Source organism: Niallia sp. FSL W8-1348, assembly GCF_038006745.1.
In the GTDB taxonomy this organism is placed as follows: domain Bacteria; phylum Bacillota; class Bacilli; order Bacillales; family Cytobacillaceae; genus Niallia; species Niallia alba.
The window spans coordinates 1,765,704-1,783,135 of sequence record NZ_JBBOVV010000001.1; the positions used below are offsets into that span (position 1 = coordinate 1,765,704).

Sequence of the window (17,432 nt, forward strand, 5' to 3'; positions counted from 1 at the left end):
CTATAATAATAGACGTACAGTGTCGGTCATTCCCCTACAGTTTTTTATTATTTTGGGCTGATTATTTTTTTCATTTACCGAGCAGCGTAAATATACGATGACTTTCTGGGGAAGATGTGATCCCGCAGAGCTCATTGGCCCTACGGAAAGCAACGTATATTAAGGCTACAGGTTATTAGTTACAAACTTTATGAAAATGCCTCAATATTTTCTTCCTAAATGGTTTCTCCTTTGTAATAGTACCATTATTACTTGAAACTTTTTAGCCTTACTTTCGTATTTATTCTGTAGCAATTTAATCAAAGGAGAATGTGTATGCATTATTTATTTGCATTACTGGCTTTAACATTAAACCCATTTCTATGGAAAATCCATCTAAAAAAACGAAGGTTTCTTATCTTTCAAGTCATGCGATTGCTTGCTGGAATCCTTATTATTTTTTGTCTAGATTATTTTCAGTTAATCGATCATTCCTTACAGGCCCTTTTTAAATATGGTGCTATTTATTTTGCTTTCTTCTTATTACTAGATTTACTTTTTGGAAAAGTAAAGGGGTATAAAATAACTGGAATTCTCTTTTTATACTTTGTCCTATTTAGTCTATACGTCCAATTTGTCTATCCATTAACCATTACCGGAGATAAATATCATTTTGTACAAGAAAAGGCTACTGTTATTGAGAAGGAAGCTGTTTCTACTAATGAAAAACATATCGTAGTTGTACCGGAGAGCTATGCACGATATCGTAGTGAGAAAAAACTCGGGGAACTTCCTCATCCTTCCTATTATGATTTAGGAAACTCTACTCTACAAAAAATTGACGATCATCTATACTGGGTAACGCCAATTGAATATACTGGCTTTTTTAAATGGATAAAAGGGGATGACGTCCCTGGTTTTATTAAAATGAGTGCAGAGGATGAAAATGAAGATGCCGTCTTAGTTAAAACTTCTATGAAATATGTTCCATCTGCCTACTTCCAAGAAGATTTAAAAAGACTAGTCAGAAATAAACATAAAGATACGATTTTGCTTGAAGCAAGCTTCGAACCAGATGATAATGATAAGCCATACTATGTTGTACCTTATGGACAATACAATAAATTCCGAGAAATTGTTGACATTAAAGGGATTTATATCGTTGACCCAGCCACTGGAAAAATTGAAGACTATACAATGAACAATATACCTGCATTTATTGACCATGTTATTCCTACAAGCGTAGCGGAAGATTGGAATGAATGGTATGGTAAATATATTCATGGCTTCTGGAATACCCTTTTTGCAAAAGAAGATATGAAACTACCAACCGCCTGGGACAACATGGATGAAGTGAATGGTGTCTTCAATGAAGAATTACAATTGCATTGGTTCACTGACTTCACCCGTCCGAAATCCGATAGCGGAAGTATGGTTGGTTACTCCATGATTAATGCTCGTACCGGTGCACTTACCTTCTATACAGAGGCAAATGGATCGTTAAATGGGAAATCTGCTATCAATGTGGCAGAGAAAACCTTTCGAGCGCAAAAATATGAAGCCGGCACTCCACTACTCTATACGATTTATGGGCAGTTCACATGGGTTGTTCCACTCATGGACAGCAATCACGTGTTAAGAGAAATCATGTTGATTAATGCTAAGGATGAAAAGGTTTATAGCTATAGCACAGAGAAAACAAAACTTTTTAATGATTATAAATATGCCCTTGTCACGCTATTGAAAAATGATAAAACCGTTCCTAACAATATTGCCGATCAAAAAACGATAACTGAGACTGTCAGCTATGTATATAAATCAGAGGTTGAAAATAGTACGATTGTAAAATTCATGGTGAAAGACAATAAAACTATTTTCCAAGTTTCTTCAAACGATTTCCCTTATAGTATCTTCCTAGAAAAAGGGATGGAAATTTCCGTTGATTATGTTGATACAGATGAAGTAATTGTAACGGTTGAAAAATTGGAAATTAATAATCAAGCATTAAACGAATAAAATAAGATTCTTGGATATTAAAAATGCAACAAAAAAATTGCTCTATTATTTATAATATAGGGAGAAGGGAACAAACTTCTCCCTCTTTCTGCATAGAATAAAAGGAAGAGAACAAAGATAGTGTTTTAAACTAGTAAACTTTAAATGATGGAAAAGGAGAAATGCATTTGATTATTTTAATCCTATCTTCCTACTTAATCGGTTCTTTACCGGCTGCCTTAATTATCGGTAAAGTTTTTTATGGCATTGATATTCGGAAACATGGCAGCTTTAATCCAGGAGCGACTAATTCCATTCGCGTATTAGGCAAAAAAGCCGGGATTGCTGTTCTGCTGCTTGATGTTGGGAAAGGAGCTCTTGCGGCAAGTCTACCGTACTTGCTTATGGTAGATGTTAATCCGTTATATACTGGATTAATAGCTGTTATTGGTCATTGTTTTCCAATCTTCGCTGGGTTTCGCGGTGGAAAAGCTATTGCCACAACAGCCGGCACTCTTCTCGTTGCCAGCCCAGCCTTGTTTTTAATTGCCTATTTCGCCTTCTTTGCTGTTATTTTTGTAACAAAATATGTATTCATAGGTAGTATTTCCGTTGGGATAACGATTTTCTTATATGCATTATTTTCTCCCAACATCCAGCATGACTGGCTCTTTTTCTTGTTTTTATTACTATTAATCTTTTTACATCGCTCTAATATTATTAATTTTATTCATCGTCAAGAACCAAAAATAAATGATAAAAACATAAAAAAGGATCGAATTAACCCGAAGAAAATAGTCTAATTCCCCTTCATTGGACAAGCTTTTTAGGAAATTGTTGATTGTCGACTTTTCCTGGGAAATACTGTCGAATGAATGGAAATCAAAATAAAGGAGTTGCTCTTTTTGGAATTGCTCCTTTACTTTGATTTTGGAGGTTGTGGAGGGGAGTGCTGGATGAGGGTGGTTTGGCTGATTTATTGTGGGTTTGGCTGATATCCTTCTTACTTTGGCTGATTTATCGCTGCTTTGGCTGATATCCTTCCTACTTTGGCTGATTTATTGCTGGTTTGGCTGATTTATTGCTGGTTTGGCTGATTTATCGCTGCTTTGGCTGATATCCTTCTTACTTTGGCTGATTTATCGCTACTTTGGCTGATATCCTTCTTACTTTGGCTGATTTATCGCTGCTTTGGCTGATATCCTTCTTACTTTGGCTGATTTATCGCTGCTTTGGCTGATATCCTTCTTACTTTGGCTGATTTATTGCTGCTTTGGCTGATATCCTTCTTACTTTGGCTGATTTATCGCTACTTTGGCTGATATCCTTCTTACTTTGGCTGATTTGTCGCTACTTTGGCTGATTTGTCGCTACTTTGGCTGATTTGTCGCTACTTTGGCTGATTATTCTTCTTACTTTGGCTGATTTATTGCTGCTTTGGCTGATATCCTTCTTACTTTGGCTGATTTATCGCTACTTTGGCTGATATCCTTCTTACTTTGGCTGATTTATCGCTGCTTTGGCTGATATCCTTCCTACTTTGGCTGATTTATTGCTGCTTTGGCTGATATCCTTCCTACTTTGGCTGATTTATCACTGCTTTGGCTGATATCCTTCTTACTTTGGCTGATTTATTGCTGCTTTGGCTGATATCCTTCCTACTTTGGCTGATTTATCGCTACTTTGGCTGATTTCCTTCCTACTTTGGCTGATTTATCGCTACTTTGGCTGATATCCACGTTCGACTAGAATATATATACTTATTCCCCTCCTTCATCCATAAAAAAAGCCGCCAACAAAGTCGTTTTTCAACATTTACTGACAGCTATAAGGAGATAAATCCCCTTCTTATCTTTTATTCATTTCTTCGACTAACAATTTATTGACCATTTGCGGATTAGCTTGTCCTTTTGTTGCCTTCATCAACTGACCGACAAGGAAACCAATTGCTTTTTGTTTTCCATTTTTAAAGTCTTCAATGGATTGAGGATTGTTATCCAATACTTCGCCGATGATTTTCAGCAATGCACCTTCATCGGAAATTTGGACAAGTCCTTTCTCTTTAACAATTGCTTCAGCATCTCCGCCATTTTCAATCAACTCTTTAAACACTTGCTTTGCAATTTTACTAGAAATGGTGCCATTTCCAATGAGTTTAATCATGCCCGCAAGGTTTTCTGGAGTAAGCTTTACTTCCGCTAGCTCTTTTTGCTCTGCATTTAAGTAGGCAGAAACATCTCCCATTACCCAGTTTGAAGCAAGTTTTGGTTCTGCTCCGTTTGCAACGGTTTCTTCGAAGAAATCAGCCATTTCCTTCGTAACGGTTAATACTTTTGCATCGTACTCTGGTAAGCCCCATTCTTCCATATAACGTTTTTGTCTTGCATCTGGTAATTCTGGAATTTCTGCGCGAATTCTTGCTTTCCAGTCTTCATCGATATACAAATCTGTTAAATCCGGTTCTGGGAAATAACGATAGTCATCTGAGCCTTCTTTTACACGCATTAGCAATGTTGTATTTGTCGCTTCATCAAAGCGACGTGTTTCTTGATTAATTACTCCGCCTGAAGAGACAACCTCTCTTTGACGTTGTTCTTCATATTCTAATCCTTTACGTACGAAGTTAAAGGAGTTCAAGTTTTTCAATTCCGTTTTTGTTCCGAATTCCTCTTGGCCTACCGGACGAATCGAAATATTGGCATCGCAACGCAAAGAACCTTCTTCCATTTTACAGTCAGATACGCCTGTATATTGGATAATGGATTTCAATTTTTCTAAGTACGCATACGCTTCATTTGGTGTGCGGATATCTGGCTCAGAAACGATTTCAATTAGCGGCGTTCCTTGACGGTTGAAGTCCACTAACGAATATCCTTTTTCATGATTCAGTTTCCCTGCATCCTCTTCTAAATGAACACGGGTAATGCCGATTTTTTTCTTATAGCCATCGACTTCAATTTCAATCCAGCCATGTTCACCAATTGGCTTATCAAATTGGGAAATTTGGTATGCCTTCGGATTATCTGGATAAAAATAGTTCTTACGGTCAAATTTTGTTTCTGTCGCTATTTCGCAATTTAATGCCATAGACGCTTTCATGCCATATTCTACTGCCTTTTTATTTAAAACAGGTAGTACGCCAGGATAGCCTAAATCTACTACTGTTGTATTTGTATTCGGCGCAGCACCAAAGTGATTGGGACTTGCTGAGAATATTTTTGATTGTGTTTTTAACTCTACATGGACCTCTAGCCCAATGACTGTTTCAAATTCCATTTTTTTCACCCCTTACAGCGTTGGTTTTTGGTTATGATAATCTGTCGCCTGTTCAAATGCATAAGCTACTTTATACACAGATGCTTCATCAAAATGTTTTCCGATAATTTGTAAACCAAGTGGTAAACCGTTAGAGAAGCCACAAGGAACCGAAATCCCTGGAACACCAGCAAGGTTTACTGGAATCGTTAGAATATCATTGGCATACATTGTTAATGGATCGTCTACCTTTTCCCCTAGCTTAAAAGCAGGTGTAGGGGTAGTTGGCCCCACAATAACATCATACTTTTCAAATACATCTTCAAAATCTTTTTTGATTAGAGTACGTACTTTTTGTGCTTTTTTATAATATGCGTCATAGTAGCCAGAGCTTAAAGCAAAGGTTCCAAGCATAATTCTACGCTTTACTTCATCTCCAAATCCTTCTGCGCGAGAACGTTTATATAGTTCAATTAATGTTTCGGCATTATCCGTGCGATAACCATAGCGAACACCATCAAATCGAGATAGGTTTGCTGATGCTTCTGAAGAAGACAATAAATAGTAAGTTGCAAGGGCATATTTACTATGTGGCAAAGATACTTCTTCCCATGTAGCTCCTAATTTTTCCAATACTTTTAATGCATCAAGAACAGATTGGCGAACATCTTCGCTTACTCCTTCTGCTAGATACTCTTTCGGAACCGCTATTTTCATGCCTTTGATATCTCCAGTTAGACCTTTTGTAAAATCAGGCACAGCTACATTTGCCGAAGTGGAATCCATTGGGTCTAATCCGGAAATAGCATTAAGCAAGAAAGCATTATCTTCTACCGTACGTGTAATTGGTCCAATTTGATCCAGTGAAGAAGCAAATGCAACTAAACCAAAACGAGAAATTCTTCCATATGTAGGTTTTAAACCGACAACCCCACAGAATGCTGCTGGTTGACGAATGGAACCACCAGTATCTGAACCAAGAGAAAAAAATACTTCTCCTGCAGCTACGGATGCTGCAGATCCACCTGATGATCCACCAGGAACTGTTTCAAGATTCCATGGATTTTTCGTTTTTTGATAATAAGAATTTTCTGTAGAAGATCCCATAGCAAACTCGTCCATATTAAGCTTTCCAATTGTTATAGCTCCTGCTGCTTGCAGCTTGTCCATAACAGTAGCATTATAAATCGGCTGGAAATTTTCTAAGATTTTGCTAGAACATGTTGTTCTCAAGTTTTTTGTCACAATATTATCTTTAATACCAATCGGCATTCCAAATAAGCTACCTGAATGTTCCCCGTTTACTAATTTGTCATCTAATGCACTTGCTTGTGATAAAGCATTGTCTTCATCTAAGGTTAAAAATGCTTGTACTTTCTCATCTACATCTTTTATGCGATTATACGATTCTTTTACTAAATCAGTTACTGATATCTCTTTTTTATGTAATAGTTCTTGTAAATCCGCCATCTTTTGATCAAAAAGACTCATGTAATTTCCCCTCCTTACTCAATAATAGATGGAACTTTAATTTGTCCATCTTGATGATCTGGTGCATTGCGTAAAACTTCCTCAACAGGTAAGCCTTTTGTTGGTACATCTTCACGTAGCACATTTTTCATATCTAAAACATGGGAAGTTGGCTCGATTCCCTCTGTATCTAATTCTTTTAGTTCTTCTGCAAAAGAAATAATAGCATCTAATTGCTTTTGAAAAAGCTCTGCTTCCTCTTCTGTTATTTCAAGTCTAGCAAGATTGGCAACATGCTTTACTTCTTCCTTTGTAATTCTTGACATATATATGTCACCTCCATCATTATACGTACAACACAATAATCTGATAATATCAAACAAATCATTAGGAAAGCAACCGAAAGAAGGAATATATCTTATTAGAAGGCGTTTTCCTCAAAGATTATGAATTTCCACCGCTATCGACAACTTATTTCATCTCATTAATTTCCAATAAAACCAGTCTATTAAAAAAGCTCTACCTTTAATCAGCACAGTTTATTCTATTATACCATCTTGTCTAACAGGGTGTTCTTACCTTACTATTACTCCATAAAAAAGAAGAGGTACTTTCCTCTTCCTTTTTACTGCATCTTTTCACTTGATGAAAGAAGTGGTTCATACATCATTAATGCATGATTTTCTGTAATATACTCTTCTTCCAATAAGACACCTCTTTTATTAAATTTTTTTCGATAAATTTGATTGTGACGAATATAGCCTCCGAAATAAGCTGGCATGATTTGATGCGCCTTTTCAAAAACCTCATAACGAATTAAACTGGGCGATGCCCCTCTCCATTCTCCTTTTAAATGGGAATTCGTCACTTCCAGGCATAGCTGAAAAGTGGCATCTGTTTCGTTCTTGATTTGTAGGTCCAAATAATTATAGGAACATGTTGCTCCACTACCAAACGGCTGTGTTCGGTTGGAATCTGGAAAAACATCATAACTGTGGCGATGTCTTTCTACTACAGTTAAGGGTGTATGCAATGTCATCCAATAGATAAGATTAGAAAGCTGGCATAAACCGCCACCTACTCCGGTTCGATAGCTTCCGGCATAAAGAACCATCCCATCAACATAGCCTTTTTTATAAGTTGGCTTTCCAATCGTTCTCCAATACGAAAATGTTTCTCCTGGTTCTAGGACAATCTGATTTAATGCCGAAACCGCAATCTTTAAATTTATAATTTTATTATATTGCAGCTTCATATCAACATCCTTTAATTCCCTTAGCAGCATGGTTTTATGGGTAAAATAGGAATGAGGTAAAAACGCCATCTGTTTTTTCTTCGCATATTGTTTCCTTGATATAATCCATTGGGCATATCTCTTGGTTATATAAAACTTTTTTCCGAAGTAAATACGAAGGGGTGACCTTTTTTTAGGTCTTAACGATGTTATATCCATACATACTCTCCATTAATTTCCTTTTTTCTAATAATTTCTTCAAGCTTAGAAGAAACTCCTTCCTTTCTATACTTATTGTTAGATAAAATAAATTTTGAAGAAGATAAATTGCTTTATTTCTTTCCCTTCTTGGCAAATCGATAGGAAATTAAAGCAAAATTCGATACAATAGTTTATATTTAGAAGAAGACTAAAAAGCTAGGTGACGAAAGATGAATGAATTAGACGCTTTAAAATTAGAAAATCAACTTTGTTTTCTTTTATATGCGAGCTCGCGAGAATTAACGAAGAAGTATAAACCCTTATTAGAGGAACTAGATGTAACGTATCCCCAGTACTTAGTACTTTTACTACTTTGGGAACATAGAAGTCTTAGTGTAAAGGAGATGGGGAATTACTTATACCTTGATTCTGGCACATTGACACCGATGTTAAAGAGAATGGAACAGCAGCAATTGATTCAGCGGAAACGTTCCCTTGAGGATGAACGCTCTGTGCTCATTACCTTAACAGAAAAAGGTACGTCTTTACAGCAAAAAGCAGAATGTATTCCGACAGAGATTACCAAGCTTTTTGGCAAAACGCCTGAAGAGGTCAACAAATTAAAGCAAGCTCTTCTAAAGCTTTTACAAAACCTGACTTAATTCCATGCAGATGGATAAATTGAGATGAACAAAAAAAGAGAGCAGAAGGAATATCCAACCTCCTTCTGCTCTCTTTTATCTTATTAAGCTGTAACAACTTCTAATTGGACATCAATATTTCCTCTTGTTGCTTTAGAGTATGGACAGAAATTATGCGCCTTGTGTACAAGATCCTCTAGAACGGTCTTTTCAATCCCAGTTCCTTTTACAGATAATTTCACACTTAATTTGAATCCTTGATCTGTTTCGTCTTTAAGTAAACTAACACTTGCAGTCGTTTCTGATTCGAATTTCACTTTTTCTTTTTGTGCCATTAATTGTAATGCTCCGTCAAAACAAGCTGCATACCCTGCTGCAAATAATTGCTCAGGATTTGTTGCATCCTCTAATTCCTTTGCTCTTTGCGTGCCTGGCATAGCTGTATCAAATTGAATAACATAATCTTCAGATTCTACTCTACCTTCTCTTCCTCCAGTTGCTGTAACAGATGTCGTAAGTATTGTATCGCTCATCATTCATTCCTCCAATAATATATTATTTTTACCACTACACACATGGTACACAATTTAATTTTACAAAACAAATATTTTGTACTCTTTTTTTAAATTACCTTTTTAAAGAAAAATAAACATGCCTATGTCACCAAAAATATGCCCCTTAACTTACGCTCCAAATAACTCGAGATAGATTAATTAATTACTTACAACAACTTCCCTCCATCATTAAAGGCTATTTTCGTAAAGTTTGGTGCTATTGCACGCAGCCTGAATACACTTCGCTTTCCCTGAGGCTACAGAAATCTACGTGTATTCATACTGCTCAGTTTTTCCAAATAATTAATTTTTAGATATCCCCTAATAAAAAAGCCCAAAAAGATTTCTCCTTTTGAGCATTTCCTTATTTACTAAACCATTTTCCAATCGTCGTAAATAATCCCTTTTTGTTATTCTCTTTGAAAGTTTCTGCTTCTATATCATCTGTTTTTTGTTGGCCTACATAAATATTTTCTGTATTTATCGCATGATCGTACGCAATTAATAAACCTATATCACTATCTGCATCTTTATTAGTGACAATCGTATATTCCATGTGTACTTGATTCGCTTCCTTGATGTACTTGGATAAGTATGAATAGTCTAAATGGCCATTTAAATATAATTTTGCTCCACTATTTTTTTTCATAGCATTTGTTATCTCTTCATAGAGTGATGGTTCAATTACTTGTGACTGGTTTAATGCAACCACCACTCTTTCTCTAAGGGTACCAAGAAATTTTCTACGTTCCTCTGGCTTCGTTTCCTTTGCTCCGTACATGCCCTTTTGCATATAATCATCTAAGTTAGGGTTTGACGACATACTCACAACTCCTTCAAATAGATTCCTCTTCCATACTATACTCTACTCTGCTTATAAAAAACCTTGTATCTTTTGAAAATTTTTAGTCATTATACAAAAAAAGAGGACAAGCATTACTTTCCCTCTTTGAATGGGGAGCATAATGCCTAGCACTCTCTCTTGTCATTACTGATAAATATGAATATACGGTTCGTCTGCATCAACATCACGAACAATTAATGATTCTGGACCGTATACAGAAGTAATACTAACCTGTACAGAGGAATTATTATTTGGTGGAAAATGTTCCATAACCTTCCCCGCTACAAATTGGGTGAAGCCGAGCGCCTCTGCTTCTCCATAAAACTGAATTGGGATCTCGATACTTAAATTCTGCATTTTATCATTAACATAGAAGGCTCTTCCTACCACACCGTTAAAGTTTGGAAAATACTTTTCTATATCTTGTTTAAAATAAGAAAACGAGTCAACTTCTGATTTATATTTTGTATCTGAGCTTGGGAATAATACATATTTTTCATTAATGCTTTCCCAGTCACCTATACTTTTGCTGTTTCCTGCAACTTTTGAGTAAGCAAAGAAGTTTCCAGGTACAACAGAAGAGCTTTCTTTTTGTTCAAAAAGAGAAATAATGATTGGAACCTGTTCAAGTCCTTCCACCTCTCTAATTCTTTTTACTACTTCTGCTGCAATTTTCTTTCCTTCTTTTTCAAGCTTTGTTCGATCTAGTTTAAGTTCTTTTGCCGCTCCCTTTTCTTCATAGGAATAGACAGAATTCATAGCTAAACCAATTGATATTCCACCAAGCTTCAAACTATTATCATCGGTTTTCACTAAGTAATCATGCTCCAGTATATGGGCTAAATAAATAGGCTCTTTTCCGTTTTCCTTGCCAGCTGGATTTAAGCCTTCAGCATTCTTACTTGATTTTCTCCCCAGCCAATTTGAAATCAAAGTACGATCTAAATACTGCCCTTCTTGGAAGAAGTATTTTTCTGGGTCATAGGCATTTTGTGCTATTCGCATTAAGCCTGTTTCAAATTCGGCAATATCATAGCGTGTATTTAAATTATTAACAACTAATCCCCTTGCTTCAGAGGCTTTAAATGGAACAACCACCTTATAATAATCGTCGGAGATTTTATAGTTTGGCAGGATGGCCGTTTCTGTTGTATTACTATCTACATCTTCTGTCTTTACTTTTTCTTCTTTATTAAAGTTTGGTGCACAAGCTGATAGGATCAATACTAGTACCAATAACATCATCACGTGTTTTTTCATTCATTAAACACACCTTTATTTTTCAATTCTTCCATAAGTCTTTCCTCATCCCAAACTTCAATGCCAAGTTGCTCTGCTTTTGTTAGTTTGCTGCCTGCATCTTCTCCTGCAATAACCAAATCTGTTTTCTTGCTTACACTTCCTGTTATTTTCCCACCAAGTAATTCGATTTGTTCTTTTGCTTCATTACGAGAAAGTTGTTCTAACTTTCCAGTTAAAACGATTGTTTTGCCAGCAAAGACGGAATCTGCCTCTTCTGTCGCTACTGGTAATGGACCTGTATATTCCATATTAACGCCATAAGCTTTTAACTCCGTAATTAATTCCAATACTTCTTCCTGTTCGAAAAAAGTGACGATGGAATCAGCCATTTTTTCCCCAATTTCATTAATGGCTGTTAAATCCTCTTTGGTTGCTACCATAAGCTGATCCATATGTTTGAACTCCATCGCAATCGTTTTTGCTGCTTTTGCTCCCACATGTCTAATCCCTAAGCCAAATAATAGCCTTTCAAGGGAATTTTGTTTTGAATTCGCAATTGCCTGTAATAAATTATTAACAGACTTTTCGCCCATTCTTTCTAATTGAATCAATCGTTCAAATTCCAATGTGTATAAATCGGCAACATCTTCAATTAATTTTTCAGAAAATAATTGGCTTATTACTCGTTCACCAAGTCCATCTATATTCATTGCATTTCTAGAGACAAAATGAATTAAGCCTTCCCTGATTTGCGCTGGACATTTTGGATTGATACAGCGTAATGCCACTTCTCCTTCTAAACGGACAAGTTCACTAGCGCATTCCGGACAATGAGTAGGCATTAGAAACTCTACTTCTTCTCCAGTTCTTTTTTCCACTAGAACATTCACTACTTCTGGAATAATATCGCCGGCTTTTTTGACAATTACCGTGTCACCAAGTCTAATATCTTTCTCACGTATGAGGTCCTCGTTGTGTAAAGAAGCCCTTTTCACTGTTGTCCCAGCAACTTTTACTGGTTCTAGTAATGCTGTTGGTGTTACAACACCGGTTCTACCGACATTTAGTTCAATATTAAGAAGCTTTGTCATTACTTCTTCTGCTGGGAATTTATAAGCTATTGCCCATCTCGGACTTTTCACTGTTGTTCCAAGCTGCTCTTGATGAGCTAAATTGTCTACTTTTATAACAATACCATCTATTTCATATGGCAAGTGTGGACGTTTGTCCTGCCAGCTGTCGATGTACTGTATAACATCATCAATCGTTGTACATTTTTTTCTTTCTTTGTTCGTCTTAAAACCAAGTGTATCTAATAAATCAAGACCTTCGCTATGTGATTGGACACCAGTCTCACCCACATCTCCGATTGCATAAAGAAAAACATCCAGATTACGTGATGCAGCGATTCGTGGATCTAATTGGCGTAAAGAACCTGCTGCAGCGTTTCGAGGATTTGCAAATGGTTCTTCCCCAGTTTCGTCTTTTATTTTATTAAGAGCCTCGAATGATTTTTTCGGCATAAATGCCTCTCCACGAACTTCTAAACTCACCGGTTGATTTAAGCGAAGAGGAATGGAACGAATCGTTTTTAGGTTGGCTGTAATATCTTCACCAGTCGTTCCATCCCCTCTTGTTGCGCCTTGCTCAAATAAACCATTTTCATATCGAAGAGAAACAGCAAGTCCATCTATTTTTAATTCACAAACGTACGAAAAATTATCGCCGATAACCGCGCGGACCTTCCGATCAAAATCGCGTAAATCCGCCTCATTAAATGCGTTCCCTAGGCTCAACATTGGTTTTCGATGTTGAACCTTCGAGAACATATCCAATATTTCTCCACCAATTCGCTGGGATGGTGATTCATTGGTTTTTAAGCTTGGAAATTGTTCTTCCAAACGAATCAATTCATTTAATAATGCGTCGTATTCTGCATCAGGAACAGAAGGATTATCCAGAACATAATATTCATACCCATATTGATTTAATAAATTATGCAGCTCTTTTACTCGCTTTTCTGCAAGGTTTTGTTCCATATACCCTTTTCCTTTCTTCCTTATCCTTTTTGAATCGGTGCAAATTTGGCCAATAGTCTTTTAATGCCTACTGGACTAGGAAAAGCAATGTCTAGCTCTTTTGAATCGCCTTCTCCTTTTACACTAACAACCGTACCAGTACCCCATTTTCCATGAACAGCTTTGTCTCCTATATTCCATCCAATCCCTTCTCCACCTGTAGCAACAGTAGCAGGACGAATAACAGCCTTTCTTGTTGGCTGTTGTTGCACATAGGAGTTTCGAGTTCCACTTTGTGATGGAGCCATTCTTTGTCGATTGTTAACTGGACTTAGACCTTCTAGTAAATCTTCCGGAATTTCTTTAACAAAGCGAGATGGTGGATTCATATTAGTACGTCCAAATAACGTTCTCATCTGCGCATTTGTCAAATATAATTGCTTCTCTGCCCGTGTAATCCCTACATATGCAAGGCGGCGTTCCTCTTCCATTTCCGTTTCTTCCATTAAAGAACGGGAATGAGGGAATACGCCTTCTTCCAAGCCGATTAAGAAAACTATTGGGAATTCTAAACCTTTTGCTGAGTGCAGCGTCATTAAAACAACAGAATCTGCTTGTTTTCCATCTTCATCTAATTTATCAATATCAGCAACCAATGCTAGATCTGTTAAGAAAGCAATTAATGATTTATCATCGTTTGCTTCTTCAAAGTTCTTCGATACTGACATAAATTCTTCAATATTTTCTAATCTGCTTTGCGCTTCAATCGATTTTTCTGCTTTTAACATGTCTACATATCCAGATTTATCGATAACTTCTTCAACTAGCTCTGTCACAGATAAATATTCCTGCATTCTCGTGTAATTTTGAATCAAATCACGGAATTCACTCGCAGCCTTTGTAATCTTGGGACTTAAGCCAATTAATTCAACAGCTTCTAATGCTTGATACATGGACATATCATGCATTGCTGCGAAATTCGCAATCTTATCAACCGAGCTAGATCCAATTCCACGTTTAGGAACATTGATTACCCTTTGGAAACTAATATCATCATCAGGATTAGCAATTAAACGTAGATAAGCAAGCGTATCCTTAATTTCCTTTCTATCGTAGAACTTTATACCTCCAACAATCGAATATTCAATATTTGACTTAAGAAGCATTTCCTCCATTACACGGGATTGTGCGTTCGTACGATAAAGTATAGCTATATCTGATAAATTAAGGGAACTTTCTCTTCTTAATTCTTGAATTTTCCCGATAACAAATTGTGCTTCCCCTTGCTCACTATCCGCTCGGTAATAGTAAATCTTGTTGCCATCTTCATTTTCTGTCCATAAGTTTTTATCTTTACGACCAGAATTATTAGCAATTACCTGATTTGCAGCCTGAAGAATGCGTTTTGTGGAACGGTAGTTTTGTTCCAACATAACTACTTTTGCATTCGGATAATCCTTTTCAAAAGAAAGGATGTTTGAAATATCAGCACCACGCCATGCATAAATGGACTGATCGGAATCACCCACTACACATAGATTGCGGAATCTGCTTGCTAGAAGCTTTACAAGCATATATTGCGATCTATTCGGTTGCGATAGGTAAGACTTTGAAGTAATCTCCATCTTTTCCCCCGCTTAGCACCGTACGTGAGACTTTCACCTCATACGGCGCCCCATCAACTACTAGCTCGTTACATTATCAATTACACAGTTGCCCACTTTTTTACGAAGAGCGTTAACTTTACTCAGTTGTTCTTCATTAAGATTCAGTACATTAAGGTACTTATTAATGGCGCTTTCCTTTACCGCATGGATTAACTTATGGACTTCCTTACATATAAATATAAGGTTTTGATAAGCGTCCGTTCCACCTTTATTTCTAGGCTTTTTATGATGGAGTTCCATTTCCCCAATGATTAAATCTTTACGTGTTATTGCACATTTACCTAATTGAGCAATATATTTTGAGAGTCGATTGTCATTGTATTCCATACTCTCCGATTTTATTGGGTTTTCCATCAAATAATGTACCATGATCGGTGGTACAGCCTCTTGGCTATTGTGAACCAAGATTCGTCCACTTTCGGTATAAGAGTTTTTCTCCTGAGTAAAGTTCAAAGGGCTTTTGTGTTTCACCCCATCTATCGGGAATAAAATCATGCCACACGCAAAGAATTTCTTTTTATTAAGATAATCTTTATATGCTTTTTGAAAGAATGGTGTGATAACTCCCTTTGAACTCTTTGCTTTTTTAAGCTTGTTATACAGGATTCGTTTGACTGAGTAAGAAATTTCACTGAAATCCTTTGTCGTATGTGTCGCATACCGATAATAATTGTGAATTCCCAAGATAGTTGAGTTAAATTTAGTTACTTCAGCCTTATTCGGTTTTCTTCGAATAAATTCAGCTTTTGTTTTTATTTTCTCAATTACCTTGCGTCGTGATTTATCTGTCATATGCGATTTAACAACACGCTTTTTGCCTTTTGGAACTACTTTGAACTTAAACCCTAGAAACTCCGAATAGTTCTTACGTAAATTGACTACTCTCGATTTCTCATTGCTGATTTCAAGGCCTAATCTTTCCTTTAACCACTGCTTAGAAGATTCAAATATAATAAATGCGGTTTTGTGGTCTCGACAAAAGATTTTAAAGTCATCTGCATATCTTACAATAAACATTTCCTTTAACTTGGTATACCTTTTAAGGGTGGCGTATTTCACCGTTTGGTCAAACCGCTGTTTTCCACCAATTACACGTATCTTTGTGTAATCCTTTCTCGTCTTAAATGTTTCCCACTGATTACTTATCCACCAGTCGAATTCATTCAATACTACATTTGAAAGTAATGGAGAAAGAATTCCTCCCTGTGGAGTTCCCTTAGTAGGTTTCCCAATTCCTTTAACCTCAGCTTTGAGCATCTTACTTATAATCGAAAGAATACGTTTATCCCTAATTCCAATTGTCCATAGTTGTTTAAGCAACTTCCCATGATCAACGTTATCGAAGAAACCTTTAATATCAACATCTACTACATAATGTAGTTTGTTTTTGTTTGCTAATGTTACAGCCCTTGAATATGCGTGGATTTGACTCCGATGAGGTCTGAATCCATAGCTATGTTTATGAAAGCGAGCCTCGCATATAGGTTCAAGAACTTGTAATAAGCATTGTTGAATAAGTCTATCTTCAATAGTAGGAATTCCTAAAGGACGAATGCCGCCATTTGGCTTTTGGATTTCCTTACGTTTCACTTTATGAGGTTTATAATCATCTAGGCGATTTTTAACATATTGTACAAGCATATCAGGGCTTCTAAGTCCGATTTCGAATATAGTGTTTTGATTCACTCCTGCTGTCTTACTTCCCTTGTTTTTCTTGATGTTACGAAAAGCAAGTTTAACATTTGCAGGGTTTACAACTAATTCATATAACTTATTAAAAGTTTTTCCTTCCGAACTTAGCTGATATAACTGGTCAAACATGTCTTGCGTGTTGTAATACTCATTGTTTCTCAGCTTTTGACTTTTTAACTCCTTCGGCTTTGCATGGGTTTCAGTCAATTACTCACCTCTTTACATTCCCAAATTGGGTTTGTAATTTCAGCTTTCATTTCTCTTAGTCATACTCGAACCTGAAATTTCTGTGATAATAATGTCGTCTTCTAACAGTTGACTAATGGCTATCCCTCCACTGTTTGTTATCACAGTTTCTTTGGTACTGTGCCATTACCTTCACCGACATAAAAGAGGTTATACATATACACTTTCGACATATATGCTTTCCCTGCTACCGCTTCATAGAGTGCAAACTCTCCACGTTATCGGCTTACCACGTTCCAAGAATCCTATCTATTCATTCACAATCCGTAGGTGATTCCTCTAGCCCTGTTAGCTGGATGGTGCCTGTAACACCATAAGGTATTTCATAAAGACAAATTTTACTCTACCTCACTAACCCCGACATGCGGGACTATCCATTTCGAATAGCTATACC

The 17,432-nt window shown here is 36.6% G+C and carries 12 protein-coding genes and 1 pseudogene; 3 read left to right on the forward strand and 10 right to left on the reverse strand.

The features are described from left to right. The first annotated feature begins 315 nt into the window (after positions 1-315). Together NST60_RS08415 and plsY are read left to right on the forward strand one after the other, a co-directional pair. Complete coding sequence (locus NST60_RS08415; protein ID WP_169187785.1) at positions 316-1,995, forward strand: hypothetical protein; 1,680 nt, start codon at positions 316-318, stop codon at positions 1,993-1,995. 161 nt (positions 1,996-2,156) lie between these two features. After that, positions 2,157-2,777 carry a glycerol-3-phosphate 1-O-acyltransferase PlsY gene (gene plsY, locus NST60_RS08420; protein WP_101729553.1) on the forward strand — a complete coding sequence of 207 codons (621 nt, stop codon included), beginning with the start codon at positions 2,157-2,159 and terminating at the stop codon, positions 2,775-2,777. A 1,045-nt stretch (positions 2,778-3,822) separates the two neighbouring features. On the opposite strand, the gene gatB is transcribed toward plsY, so the two are convergent. From gatB to NST60_RS08440, 4 genes are all read right to left on the reverse strand, one after another. Beyond that, a complete protein-coding gene (gatB, locus tag NST60_RS08425; protein ID WP_016205056.1) occupies positions 3,823-5,250 on the reverse strand; it encodes an Asp-tRNA(Asn)/Glu-tRNA(Gln) amidotransferase subunit GatB in 1,428 nt (475 codons plus the stop codon). Positions 5,251-5,262: 12 nt separating this feature from the next. Continuing rightward, the gene (gene gatA, locus NST60_RS08430) at positions 5,263-6,720 is read right to left on the reverse strand and encodes an Asp-tRNA(Asn)/Glu-tRNA(Gln) amidotransferase subunit GatA (RefSeq protein ID WP_016205055.1); all 1,458 of its coding nucleotides are present in this window, start codon (positions 6,718-6,720) and stop codon (positions 5,263-5,265) included. A gap of 14 nt (positions 6,721-6,734) precedes the next feature. After that, a complete protein-coding gene (gatC, locus tag NST60_RS08435; protein ID WP_016205054.1) occupies positions 6,735-7,025 on the reverse strand; it encodes an Asp-tRNA(Asn)/Glu-tRNA(Gln) amidotransferase subunit GatC in 291 nt (96 codons plus the stop codon). A 299-nt stretch (positions 7,026-7,324) separates the two neighbouring features. Further along, positions 7,325-8,152 carry a VanW family protein gene (locus NST60_RS08440; RefSeq protein ID WP_016205053.1) on the reverse strand — a complete coding sequence of 276 codons (828 nt, stop codon included), beginning with the start codon at positions 8,150-8,152 and terminating at the stop codon, positions 7,325-7,327. A 212-nt stretch (positions 8,153-8,364) separates the two neighbouring features. On the opposite strand from NST60_RS08440, the gene NST60_RS08445 reads away from it, so the two are divergent. Further along, positions 8,365-8,796 carry a MarR family winged helix-turn-helix transcriptional regulator gene (locus NST60_RS08445; protein ID WP_016205052.1) on the forward strand — a complete coding sequence of 144 codons (432 nt, stop codon included), beginning with the start codon at positions 8,365-8,367 and terminating at the stop codon, positions 8,794-8,796. Positions 8,797-8,879: 83 nt separating this feature from the next. Here the strand turns inward: NST60_RS08445 and NST60_RS08450 are convergent, their stop codons facing one another. From NST60_RS08450 to ltrA, 6 genes and pseudogenes are all read right to left on the reverse strand, one after another. After that, positions 8,880-9,308, reverse strand: a complete 429-nt coding sequence (locus NST60_RS08450; protein WP_016205051.1) for an organic hydroperoxide resistance protein — start codon at positions 9,306-9,308, stop codon at positions 8,880-8,882. Between the two features lie 385 nt (positions 9,309-9,693). Further along, entirely contained in the window at positions 9,694-10,152 is a 459-nt protein-coding gene (locus tag NST60_RS08455) for a YueI family protein (protein WP_016205050.1), read from the reverse strand. Between the two features lie 165 nt (positions 10,153-10,317). After that, entirely contained in the window at positions 10,318-11,433 is a 1,116-nt protein-coding gene (locus tag NST60_RS08460) for a CamS family sex pheromone protein (protein WP_016205049.1), read from the reverse strand. After that, positions 11,430-13,454 (reverse strand): NAD-dependent DNA ligase LigA, encoded by a 2,025-nt coding sequence (ligA, locus tag NST60_RS08465; protein WP_101729555.1) that lies wholly within the window; start codon positions 13,452-13,454, stop codon positions 11,430-11,432. The genes NST60_RS08460 and ligA overlap by 4 nt, the downstream gene beginning before the upstream one ends. 20 nt (positions 13,455-13,474) lie before the next feature. Continuing rightward, positions 13,475-15,022, reverse strand: a pseudogene (locus NST60_RS08470) (3'-5' exonuclease); the annotation flags it as partial. A 96-nt stretch (positions 15,023-15,118) separates the two neighbouring features. Further along, the gene (gene ltrA / locus NST60_RS08475; protein WP_318010528.1) at positions 15,119-16,999 is read right to left on the reverse strand and encodes a group II intron reverse transcriptase/maturase; all 1,881 of its coding nucleotides are present in this window, start codon (positions 16,997-16,999) and stop codon (positions 15,119-15,121) included. Positions 17,000-17,432 lie beyond the last annotated feature (433 nt).

Coding starts and splice junctions, on each gene's coding strand:
- NST60_RS08415 (WP_169187785.1), top strand. CDS start 316: ATGCATTATTTATTTGCATTACTGGCTTTAACATTAAACCCATTTCTA.
- plsY (WP_101729553.1), top strand. CDS start 2,157: ATGCATTTGATTATTTTAATCCTATCTTCCTACTTAATCGGTTCTTTA.
- gatB (WP_016205056.1), bottom strand. CDS start 5,250: ATGGAATTTGAAACAGTCATTGGGCTAGAGGTCCATGTAGAGTTAAAA.
- gatA (WP_016205055.1), bottom strand. CDS start 6,720: ATGAGTCTTTTTGATCAAAAGATGGCGGATTTACAAGAACTATTACAT.
- gatC (WP_016205054.1), bottom strand. CDS start 7,025: ATGTCAAGAATTACAAAGGAAGAAGTAAAGCATGTTGCCAATCTTGCT.
- NST60_RS08440 (WP_016205053.1), bottom strand. CDS start 8,152: ATGGATATAACATCGTTAAGACCTAAAAAAAGGTCACCCCTTCGTATT.
- NST60_RS08445 (WP_016205052.1), top strand. CDS start 8,365: ATGAATGAATTAGACGCTTTAAAATTAGAAAATCAACTTTGTTTTCTT.
- NST60_RS08450 (WP_016205051.1), bottom strand. CDS start 9,308: ATGAGCGATACAATACTTACGACATCTGTTACAGCAACTGGAGGAAGA.
- NST60_RS08455 (WP_016205050.1), bottom strand. CDS start 10,152: ATGTCGTCAAACCCTAACTTAGATGATTATATGCAAAAGGGCATGTAC.
- NST60_RS08460 (WP_016205049.1), bottom strand. CDS start 11,433: ATGAAAAAACACGTGATGATGTTATTGGTACTAGTATTGATCCTATCA.
- ligA (WP_101729555.1), bottom strand. CDS start 13,454: ATGGAACAAAACCTTGCAGAAAAGCGAGTAAAAGAGCTGCATAATTTA.